This is a genomic window from Providencia sp. PROV033, assembly GCF_028484855.1.
GTDB classification, from domain to species: domain Bacteria; phylum Pseudomonadota; class Gammaproteobacteria; order Enterobacterales; family Enterobacteriaceae; genus Providencia; species Providencia alcalifaciens.
In genome coordinates this window covers 1-10,093 of the sequence record NZ_JAMPSW010000111.1, presented here as the reverse complement: position 1 = coordinate 10,093, position 10,093 = coordinate 1, and the positions used below count along the sequence as shown (strand labels likewise).

Annotated in this window: 8 protein-coding genes; 6 read left to right on the top strand and 2 right to left on the bottom strand. The window is 40.3% G+C overall.

The genetic code is table 11. From position 1 onward, the window contains the following. Window positions 1-225 precede the first annotated feature (225 nt). A complete protein-coding gene (locus PSF16_RS14985) occupies window positions 226-1,461 on the top strand; it encodes an SLC13 family permease (RefSeq protein ID WP_272689550.1) in 1,236 nt (411 codons plus the stop codon). Window positions 1,462-1,528: 67 nt separating this feature from the next. On the opposite strand, the gene PSF16_RS14980 is transcribed toward PSF16_RS14985, so the two are convergent. Beyond that, a complete protein-coding gene (locus PSF16_RS14980) occupies window positions 1,529-2,266 on the bottom strand; it encodes a cyclase family protein (protein WP_036962929.1) in 738 nt (245 codons plus the stop codon). Between the two features lie 158 nt (window positions 2,267-2,424). Further along, the gene (locus PSF16_RS14975) at window positions 2,425-3,282 is read right to left on the bottom strand and encodes a MetQ/NlpA family ABC transporter substrate-binding protein (RefSeq protein WP_006660215.1); all 858 of its coding nucleotides are present in this window, start codon (window positions 3,280-3,282) and stop codon (window positions 2,425-2,427) included. 227 nt (window positions 3,283-3,509) lie between these two features. On the opposite strand from PSF16_RS14975, the gene PSF16_RS14970 reads away from it, so the two are divergent. From PSF16_RS14970 to PSF16_RS14950, 5 genes are all read left to right on the top strand, one after another. Beyond that, complete coding sequence (locus PSF16_RS14970) at window positions 3,510-4,643, top strand: CMD domain-containing protein (RefSeq protein WP_006661325.1); 1,134 nt, start codon at window positions 3,510-3,512, stop codon at window positions 4,641-4,643. A gap of 4 nt (window positions 4,644-4,647) precedes the next feature. After that, window positions 4,648-6,108, top strand: coding sequence for an FAD/NAD(P)-binding protein (locus tag PSF16_RS14965; RefSeq protein ID WP_006661324.1), 1,461 nt, complete (start codon window positions 4,648-4,650; stop codon window positions 6,106-6,108). A 6-nt stretch (window positions 6,109-6,114) separates the two neighbouring features. Beyond that, window positions 6,115-7,128: a methionine ABC transporter ATP-binding protein gene (locus PSF16_RS14960; RefSeq protein WP_006661323.1), complete on the top strand. Its 1,014-nt coding sequence runs from the start codon at window positions 6,115-6,117 to the stop codon at window positions 7,126-7,128. Beyond that, window positions 7,125-7,793, top strand: a complete 669-nt coding sequence (locus PSF16_RS14955; RefSeq protein WP_006660211.1) for a methionine ABC transporter permease — start codon at window positions 7,125-7,127, stop codon at window positions 7,791-7,793. The genes PSF16_RS14960 and PSF16_RS14955 overlap by 4 nt, the downstream gene beginning before the upstream one ends. A gap of 368 nt (window positions 7,794-8,161) precedes the next feature. After that, complete coding sequence (locus tag PSF16_RS14950) at window positions 8,162-9,889, top strand: potassium/proton antiporter (RefSeq protein ID WP_272689549.1); 1,728 nt, start codon at window positions 8,162-8,164, stop codon at window positions 9,887-9,889. Window positions 9,890-10,093: the final 204 nt, after the last annotated feature.

Genomic DNA, 10,093 nt, shown 5'->3' with positions numbered 1-10,093 from the left:
TAATTTTCATAACAGCCTCATTTTATTTATATTTATCTCTTTTTTATTATGCATAAAAATCAATACCCAACAAATTCATTAATATCAATCGGGTAAATTACATCGCATTACGAATGTCTTAGTTTGACTGCGTTTACTCAATTAAAAACTAAACGTTTTTTTATCTTGCCTGTAATCTTATTCACCGTAAAATCCCTCTAATCCTTCAGAATAAATGTGAACAATATGACACTTACCATTATTATTTTTGTATTGGTCTATGTTGCCATGGCATTTGGCAAGCTTCCTGGTTTTAAAGTCGATAGAACAGGTGCCGCAGTCATCGGTGCTTTAGCCATGATGGCAATCGATAGCATTACACCACCTCACGCGTGGAATGCCATCGATTACCGGACTATCGGCATGTTATTTGGCTTAATGGTGGTGTCTGCTTCATTTGTGGTCTCCGGCTTTTATAACTGGACTGCGGATCGCGTTGCCATGTTAAAAGTCAGCGCCCCAACCCTGCTAGCTGTGCTCATTGTTGTTGGTGGGTTACTTTCAGCACTTCTTACTAACGATGTGGTTGTCGTCGCAATGACCCCGTTACTGGTTTCTATCACGCTTTCTCGCGGGCTAAATCCCATTCCCTTTTTGCTCGGATTTTGTTTTGCAGCGAATAACGGCGCAACAGGTTCTCTCATTGGTAGCCCACAAAACATGATTGCAGCACAAGGATTAGATATTTCTTTTGTGGGCTTGCTGCAATCTTCTGCAATACCGGCATTATTGTCTTTACCTCTCACATGGCTTGTGCTGGTTTGGTTGTATCGAAACCGCTGGTATTTAGCCAAAGAGCTAAACAATACCCCCAAAACGGTTTCACCACCGACCCCACTTGATACATGGGAAACGGCCAAAGCTGGCGTGATTACACTGGCGGTTATTGTGGCATTTGTGGTCAGTGACATCCCAAAAGAATTAATCGCCTTGACGGCAGCAGGTTTTCTATTATTGAACCGCTCAATCGCTTCTAGCGATATGCTTAAGCTGGTAGATGGCAACCTCTTATTGCTCATCATGGGATTGTTTGTGGTTAACGCCGCATTTGCGGGTACTGGCTTACCTCAACAGATGCTCAACGATCTACGAGCCCATGGCGTTGAGCTCAATAACCCTCTAATTCTATTTTTAGTGACAGGCGTCTTGAGTACGATCGTGGGAAACAATCCGTCCGTTATGCTGTTAGTTCCGTTTTTAACCCCTGATGGTAATGCGGATGCATTAGGTGCGGCACTGGTGCTCGGCTCAGGCTTTTCCAGCAACTTATTTGTTTTTGGTAGTTTGGCAGGCATTATCGTGGTAGAACAAGCGGCTGCTTATAGTGTGAAAATTTCATTCGCTGAGTTTGCTAAATCAGGCGGGATTGTCGCTGTTCTGTGTATGTTGTTAGCCACGGCTTGGATTATATTTGCGCTATAACATCGGCATATTTTTCCGCTTATAACGCCTTTCTCCTCTTATATTGCAAGAAAGGCGTTTAAGATTTTTAGGGAAGAATGGCAAATGAACGAACAGGAAAACCACTCGCATTATTGGGTTTAGCCACAATATTAAAAATCACGGCACCGCGAATAGGTAATTGATCTAAATTTGCCATTAACTCTATTTGGTAGGTATCTTGTTCTAATACGTAATACTCACCTAACAGCCCATTATTTTGGCGAAAATCTTTTGCCGAATCGGTATCAAAAGTTTCATGCCCTATCGCTTTGACTCCACGCTCTTCAAATAAAAACTTGAGCGCATCCATTCCCCAACCGGGAATTTGATTATTACCTTCACCATCTTTGTTATCCATCGCGTCTTGAGAAGGCCAGCGCTTATACCAGTCTGTGCGTAATGCCACAAAGCTGTCAGGTTCAATTCGCCCATATTCCCGCTCAAATGCCAAAACATCGTCACGAGAAAATGCAAAATTGGGATCTTGTTCTGCGCGTTTTGATTGGTCGATAACAATCAGTGGCAATACCAATTCTTGCAGTTCTAATTCATGTAAAAAACGTTTTCCTTCAACAAAATGGCAAGGAGCATCAATATGTGTGCCGTATTGTCCAGGGAAAGTAAATTGCTGAGCAAAAAAACCGTCGGAATAATCAAATAATGTTTTAAAGTCTGCCGAATCAAACATAAAGAAATGCGGTGAGTCTTTGTCAAAACTGTGTGTTAAATCGACCCATTTTTTAGACTTTAATACATTCAGTGCATTCAAAACCTCGTTAGTCATCATTTTCCCCTATCTGATTTTGGCTTTTATTAAGACAATTTTATTTTGGATTTTTTATTTATTCTGAATAGGTAATAACCAACTCTATGACGTTTGTCTATCCTTCTTAGAGAATGAGTTGCCAATTGCGTCATCAAACTGGCAACCTTGTTCGAAAATTATTTAGCGTAATTAGCCCATGCTGCAGGCTCAATAAAGCCATCATACAGACGTTGAGAACGAATATAATCTGCGTATTCTTTTGATTCAAAAGCTTCTTTTAAGTCTTTTGCCCATTGCGTATCAAGGTCTTTTTGCAGAACCGTCACAATAACTCGGTGCTCAAGCGGTGAATTTTCAACAACTAAACCATCAGCAATACGCTGACCTGCACTCGCCACATAGTTACCATTCACGACGACAAAATCCACATCATCCAATAAACGCAAACCTTGAGCTGCATCGGTTTCACGAATATCCAGTTTATATTTAGCAGGTTCAATATCATTCACACTAAAGTTAAGCGTACTCACATTAGGTTTGATTTTAATCCAACCTAATTGTTCTAAAATTCTCGCACCACGCTCCGCGTTTACTGGATCATTAGACAGTGCCACAATCATGCCATCTTGCACTTCATCCAACGATTTATGCTTATTTGAACGTAAACTTTGTGGTGCGCTTGGTGAATCTGCCAATGCAACCATGTTGATATTATTTTTTTGGTTATAAGCTTCCATATAAGCACGGCTTTGGTTTACCGATGCATCAATAGCACCTTCTTCAAATGCAGGGTTAATTTGCCTATTTTGCGAAAATTGGCGTAATGTCACCTGATAACCTTTCTTTTCTAAAATAGGAACAATGCCTTTATCCACTTGGTCAATATAATTCCCTACCCCAAAGCCAATTGTAATTTGCTTTTTATCTGCACTGTCTTTTTCTTTATTATCGCCACATCCTGCTAATACAATTATTGCTGTTGCCACTAAAGATAAATTTATTATTTTTTGTTTGAACATTGAGATATTCCCCATGGTGGTTACCCTTCAATTACATTCCATTTTTATATTGCTAATTGACCGGAGTATAAACAGGATTTATTTAACGTCTTAGATCTGATCGTTATAACTTAAATAAAAATAGATATAAAAATATGCCAAAATAAAATGGTTATAACCATATAACAAAATGGTAGTTCGAATAATGATGTGATTGATATGTAATGAAGGAGATAAAAAAATTTAAATAAAGTGAGTTATTTATGACAACAAAATATGATTTAATTAATTTTCTTCTTAACCTGACACCAGACTCTGAATTAGCAAAAACTCGCGCAGAAAGACCTGTAGCAACAGAAAATACTCAAGCCGCTTTTGATGCTATTTTTTCAGCACCTTCCAAATTATTGACACTCAATGTGAAATATTATTTTGCGCATCTTGTGGCGAAAATAACAGGTTCCGTATTGCTCGAAAAATATTATGCTGAATTATTGTCATCACACACAGAGATTGAAATCACCGCTCATCTCGCTTTAGCCGAAAAATATTTGCACATATTAGTGAGCAACCCTAATCAAGCCGATTACGCCTTAACACAGCAATTCATTCAACAAGGATGGTCTGAGCCCGATATTATTTTACTTGCTCAGCTCATAACTTTTGTCACTTACCAATCTCGATTGGTTACAGGCCTAGGTTTATTAATTGGACAAAATCCGAATACTGGGCATCGCGTCAATGAACCTCAAACCATTAAAGCTGGTATTTGGAACCATGCTAGTCAAACACAATTAGGACAAACGTCACCGACAGTGTTCACGCAATCCCAATTAGGTTGGGAATCTTGGCTATCCGCACGGGACGCTAATACACTTGATGAGAATGAAACTCAGACCATGAAAAAACATGGTCAGCTGAATTCTGAATATTTCTTACTTTTGGCTCATCAAAGTGAGATTTTAGCGCTACGCACACAGATTGACCGCGGCATTTTTTATACCTCAGGAGGATTACCTCGCTGGGAAAGAGAGTTTGCTGCTGCTGTCGTAAGTAAAGTCAATGGCTGTATTTATTGTGCCTCTGTGCATGCTCGCAAAGCGAGCCAATATTCAAAAGAACATTATGCTGATGTCGAAAAACTCTTAGCGACTCCCGCAGGCAGTGAGCTTGCCGAAGGTTATGAACCACGACTCTTAGCCATTATTGACCTTGTTGCTTCACTCTCAGCAACACCGATTCAAGCCTCCGTTAAGCAAATCAGCCAATTACGCTCACTCGGGTTATCGGAACTGGAATTGCTGGATTTGATTCAATCTAGTGCATTTTTCTCATGGGCTAATCGCTTAATGCTTACCTTGGGAGAACCTTTTGAACTCCCTGAAAATAAGGAGTAATGCCATGGAACCGGTTATTGGATTAGCGGCACTAGAAGCACAAATACAACAGGATCTACAGTACCTTAATTTACCCATTGGCACATGGACACTGTCTGATGAAAACCTGTTTGAACAACACATTAATGTCGCCATTATTGGTGCAGGTATGTCCGGAGTTACGGCGGCTTTCGCGCTTAAATTACGAGGCATCAATGCTGTCATTTTTGATCAAGCTCCCGCCGGTAGAGAAGGACCTTGGCAGACACCAGCATTAATGGAAACCTTACGTTCACCAAAACAGGTGGTAGGCCCTGCTCTCGCATCCCCTTCTTTAACATTCCAAGCGTGGTTTAAAGCCCAATTTGGGAATGAAGCATGGGAAGCTCTTGATAAAATTCCTCGTTTGCAGTGGGGTGAATACCTACAATGGTTTAAAACCATGACGGCACCGACACTGCTTAGTCAGCATCAACTCATTGATGTCAAACTAACCCCTCAGGGTCGTGAACTCACGTTTGAGACGCCTAATGGGTCAACTCACTTTATGGCACAACATGTCATTATTGCGACGGGCATGGAATCATTCAGTGAGCCTAATATTCCTGAATTTATGGATAAAATTCCCTCCGATTATTGGGAACACTCATACGCAGGCAGTGACTATCAACGATTTAACGGTCTGAGTATTGGCGTGGTAGGCTACAGTGCTGGCGCGATGGACAGTTCCGCTACCGCGTTAGAACACGGAGCTAAGTCGGTTGAGTTATTAATCCGCGCAAAGGAGATGCCGAGAGTTAACCGCGGTAAAGTCGCAGGCAGTGCTGGCTTTACTCATGCTTACGGGTATTTTACTGACGCGCAAAAATGGCACTATGCCGATTATGTTTTGAAAGCGAAAACTCCCGCTCCTCATGGCAGTACTTTACGTGTTTCTCGCCATGCTCATGCCTATTTTAATTTCGATACCCAAGTCAATCATGTGGCTCTCAAAGAGAATAAATTGCATGTTTCCACGACTCAGGGGGATTTCTCTTTTGATTACCTTATCTTGGCGACGGGCTATCGTTTGAATTGGCATAAGCACTCTGCATTTCATCGCCTCGCACCGTTCATTAAAACATGGGGAGATGTCTATACCCCTCCTAAAGGTGAAGAGAATGATGAACTTGCTGCGCACCCCTATCTTGGAAAACATTTTGAATTACAAGCCAAAACGGGTTACGAATTCCCATTTATTGACCATTTTTACTGCTTTAATTTAAGCGCTTCACTCAGCATGGGACCTGTCATTGGTTTGATCCCAGGGACCAATACTGGGGCTGAGCGTTTAGCCGATCATATCGCGGCTAAATTGTATTTAGCTCATCAACAACAGCATCTTGAGCGGGTTAAAACCAGTACAGAGAATGAGTTATTAGGTGATGAATGGCAGCCCGCACTCCCTCCAGCTCAGCGCGTGCAACAGACTGAAAATGTGGAGTAAAAAAGGATGATTGAATTTAATAATGTCCAAAAAGTGTATAACAAAAATGGGCAATCTCTAATCGCTCTACAAGATATTAATTTGCATATTAATAAAGGAGATATCTTCGGATTTATTGGCTATAGCGGTGCAGGTAAAAGTTCACTCATACGTCTCGTTAACCAACTCGAAAAGCCCTCGAGTGGCTCAATCACGGTCGGTCAACATAATCTGGCTGAGCATAGTCCATCGCAAACACGCGCCCACAAGAAAAGTATTGGTATGATTTTTCAGCATTTCAACTTGCTGGAGACTAAAACTGTCGCGCAAAACGTTGCCATGCCACTCGTGTTACTCGGTGTTGATAAGCATGAAATCATGCAGCGTGTGGATAACATTCTTGAATATGTTGAATTGAGTGATAAAAAAAACCAGTATCCCAATCAATTATCTGGGGGGCAGAAGCAACGAGTGGGAATAGCCAGAGCGTTGATTAATAACCCTCAAATTCTGTTGTGTGATGAGGCCACCTCTGCGTTAGATCCCCAAACTACCGCATCTATTTTAGCATTACTGCAAAAAATCAATCGTGAGCAGAGCATTACTATTTTACTGGTCACTCATGAAATGGAAGTGATTGAACAAATATGCCATCGAGTCGCTGTTATGGAGTCTGGGCGGATTGTTGAAGAAGGAACTGTCCTTGATATCTTCGCTCAGCCTAAACACCCCACCACTCAAAAATTTGTGGGTACCGTGCTCAACGAAAAAATTCCTGAACGTGTCCTTCATCAGCTTGAGCATCAAGACGATGTTTACCGGTTAGAATTTTTAGGTAAATCAGCGCAGGAACCCGTGGTAAATGAATTAATCATGAAAAACATTATTAAGATCAACATCCTATTTGCCAATATGAAAGAGATAAACGGTGTAGTTCTTGGCAGTATGTTTGTTCAGATGCTTGGCGATAAAATGCACATCGACGAAGCGATAGCTTTCTTACGTCATCGCGGCGTTGCAGTAAACAAGGGGACAGTATGAGTGATTTTTTTGAGACGGCACTGACAAGTAAACAGTTTTTATTAGCCATGTCAGAAACATTCACCATGGTCAGTATTGCGCTAGTTTTAGGATCTCTCTTTGGGATCTTATTAGGCATCTTATTGGTGATTACACGACCTGAGGGAATTTGGGAAAATAAACGTATTTATCGAATTATTAATCCTATTATTAATATATTCCGTTCATTGCCCTTTATTATTTTATTAGTGGCAATCATCCCACTAACGCGTTTTGTCGTGGGTACCTCGATTGGCACTACTGCTGCGATTGTGCCATTAGTAATTTATATTGCACCTTATACCGCAAGGCTCGTTGAGAACTCGTTATTAAGTGTTCACTCTGGGATTATTGAAGCCGCAGATGCAATGGGTGCCACAAACTGGCAAATTGTTTGGCATTTTATACTTCCCGAAGCAAAGTCATCCTTAATATTAAGTTTAACCGCTGCCAGTATCACACTTGTTGGCGCGACCGCAATGGCAGGCGCAGTTGGTGGGGGTGGTGTTGGTGATCTTGCATTAAATTATGGTTATCAGCGCTTTGATAATGTCGCCATGGCAATTACGGTTGTTACCTTAGTCATTATTGTCCAAGGAATACAATTCATTGGTGATACTCTTGCAAGAAGAGCCCGTTTTCACTAAATAACATAAAGTCGGTGATATAAATTCATCGACTTTTATTTTGTTTATCATGTCATTAACTCCTCACATCTTTTTTTCTCTTTTCCCCAAATAACATTTACATACAAAAAAACCATAATTAACCTGAGTTTAATAAAAAATCAGGCTATTTCTAGAAATTAAATTTTAAAAAATGCAGTAAAATACCAATATGTTTTAAATGATTCATATATAATCATAATAGTATGAATGATAATGTTTATTTAGCTACTTTAGTATGAAAATGCTATCAAATGCATATTTTTGTCACTTTTATAACATCTTGAGCTACATCATGCGCTTTGCGATGCATCGTCAGCGTTTTATTCACCTCTAACTGAAAACTGATTATGCCGACTATTGAACAACTAATATTACTTTCATCCATATTGATTTTACTCGGTATTTTTTCTAGCAAGTTGTCTGCAAGGCTCGGTCTGCCCATGCTAGTCATGTTCCTCTTTATTGGTATGCTTGCCGGTGAAGATGGGTTAGGAAGAATCACCTTTGATAACGTCAACGTCTCTTATGCCGTGGGTTCCCTCGCCCTTGCATTAATCCTCTTCGATGGTGGCTTACAAACTTCAGTAAAATCGATTAAGTTAGTTTGGAAACCTGCATTTACCTTAGCGACTTTTGGAGTGTTAATTACCGCTGGCATCACGGGGTTAGCCGCCGCCTACATTCTAGGTATTCCACTTCTTGAAGGGTTACTCTTAGGTGCCATTGTTGGTTCTACCGATGCAGCCGCAGTATTTTCCTTATTACGTAATGCGGGCATTTACTTAAATGAGCGTCTCCAAGCAACCTTAGAGATAGAAAGTGCTACCAACGACCCAATGGCAATTTTCCTCACTGTTGGACTATTGCAATTATTGATGAATCAACAGTCATCTGGCAGTGAATTAATTTTACTATTTATTAGTCAGATGGGAATTGGCGCGATTGTTGGAATCAGTGTAGGTTGGATTTCAATAAAAATAATCAATAAAATTAAATTACTCGCAGCAGGTCTCTACCCTGTTCTTGTGGCAGCTTGTGGACTATTCTCCTTTGGCGTTGCCAGTAACCTAGATGGCAGTGGATTCTTATCCATTTTCGTAACAGGTGTCGTTATTGGTAACCATTCCTTTGTTTTCCAGCGTAATACATTCCTATTCCATGATGGGCTTGCTTGGTTAAGCCAGATTATTATGTTCGTCATGTTGGGTCTGCTGGTTAATCCGAGTTCCCTACTTGAGGTATGGCAGGAAGGGTTGCTTATCGCCTTAGTCTTAACGTTTATTGCAAGACCACTAGCGGTTGTCCCAGTGTTAAAACTATTCCGTTTCACTCGCAATGAAATCACATTGATTTCTTGGGTGGGCTTAAGAGGCTCAGTGCCGATTATTCTTGCCATCTTCCCCTTCATTTATGGGCTACCTGGCGCTAATCTGATTTTTGATGTTGTCTTCTTTGTGGTATTAATTTCTGCAACCTTACAAGGCTCCACACTACCTTACTTTGCTCGCAAACTGAATCTTATGCAGCCACCGCCATTACTTCCGGCTGCAACTTTGGACATTACTGCGGTAGATCAGATTGATGCTGACTTAGTTGAATATACACTTGGTGAGGACTGCTCTGCTGTTGGACGCCGTTTGTCGCAATTAGCGCTGCCTGACCAAACCGTTATCGCAATGATCACTCGAGAAAAAAGCGTTTTACCGCCGAGAGGTTCAACTATCTTAATGGCAAATGACCACCTATTTGTCGTTTTGAAACCACAAAATCGCTTATTCTTAGAAAGGTTGTTTTCCGAGCAAACCTCGACTGAGCTAACGGTCATGGAGCTACCTGCTTCAGGTTTAAGCTTAAAGGGCACTACACGGTTAAATGAAATTTATGAGTCATATGGAATTCAGATTGAAGTAGATTCAGATAAAACACTCAACCAGTTTATTCACGTGAATACTGAAAATGAACCAATTCAAGGGGATATCATTAAATTAGACAATATGCAGTTAAAGATTGATGAAATGATTGGTTCTCGTATTGTCACCGTTATTTTAGAGCCAATACAAGCTGAACAAGATTAATAATTCAAAGATTAGAAAACCTATTTTATAACGGTTATAAACTTAATTTTCGCATAAAAAAAATAAAAGCCCAAATGGGCTTTTATTTTTGTAAATACTCAAGATGAGATACGTATTAATATATTCAATTGCTGTGACCAATTAATTTAGATTAATTAATTATACCGTTCTAAATTGAAACAATTTAATTAACAAACTTAGTTC

Coding starts and splice junctions, on each gene's coding strand:
- PSF16_RS14980 (WP_036962929.1), bottom strand. CDS start 2,266: ATGACTAACGAGGTTTTGAATGCACTGAATGTATTAAAGTCTAAAAAA.
- PSF16_RS14960 (WP_006661323.1), top strand. CDS start 6,115: ATGATTGAATTTAATAATGTCCAAAAAGTGTATAACAAAAATGGGCAA.
- PSF16_RS14975 (WP_006660215.1), bottom strand. CDS start 3,282: ATGGGGAATATCTCAATGTTCAAACAAAAAATAATAAATTTATCTTTA.
- PSF16_RS14985 (WP_272689550.1), top strand. CDS start 226: ATGACACTTACCATTATTATTTTTGTATTGGTCTATGTTGCCATGGCA.
- PSF16_RS14965 (WP_006661324.1), top strand. CDS start 4,648: ATGGAACCGGTTATTGGATTAGCGGCACTAGAAGCACAAATACAACAG.
- PSF16_RS14970 (WP_006661325.1), top strand. CDS start 3,510: ATGACAACAAAATATGATTTAATTAATTTTCTTCTTAACCTGACACCA.
- PSF16_RS14955 (WP_006660211.1), top strand. CDS start 7,125: ATGAGTGATTTTTTTGAGACGGCACTGACAAGTAAACAGTTTTTATTA.
- PSF16_RS14950 (WP_272689549.1), top strand. CDS start 8,162: ATGCCGACTATTGAACAACTAATATTACTTTCATCCATATTGATTTTA.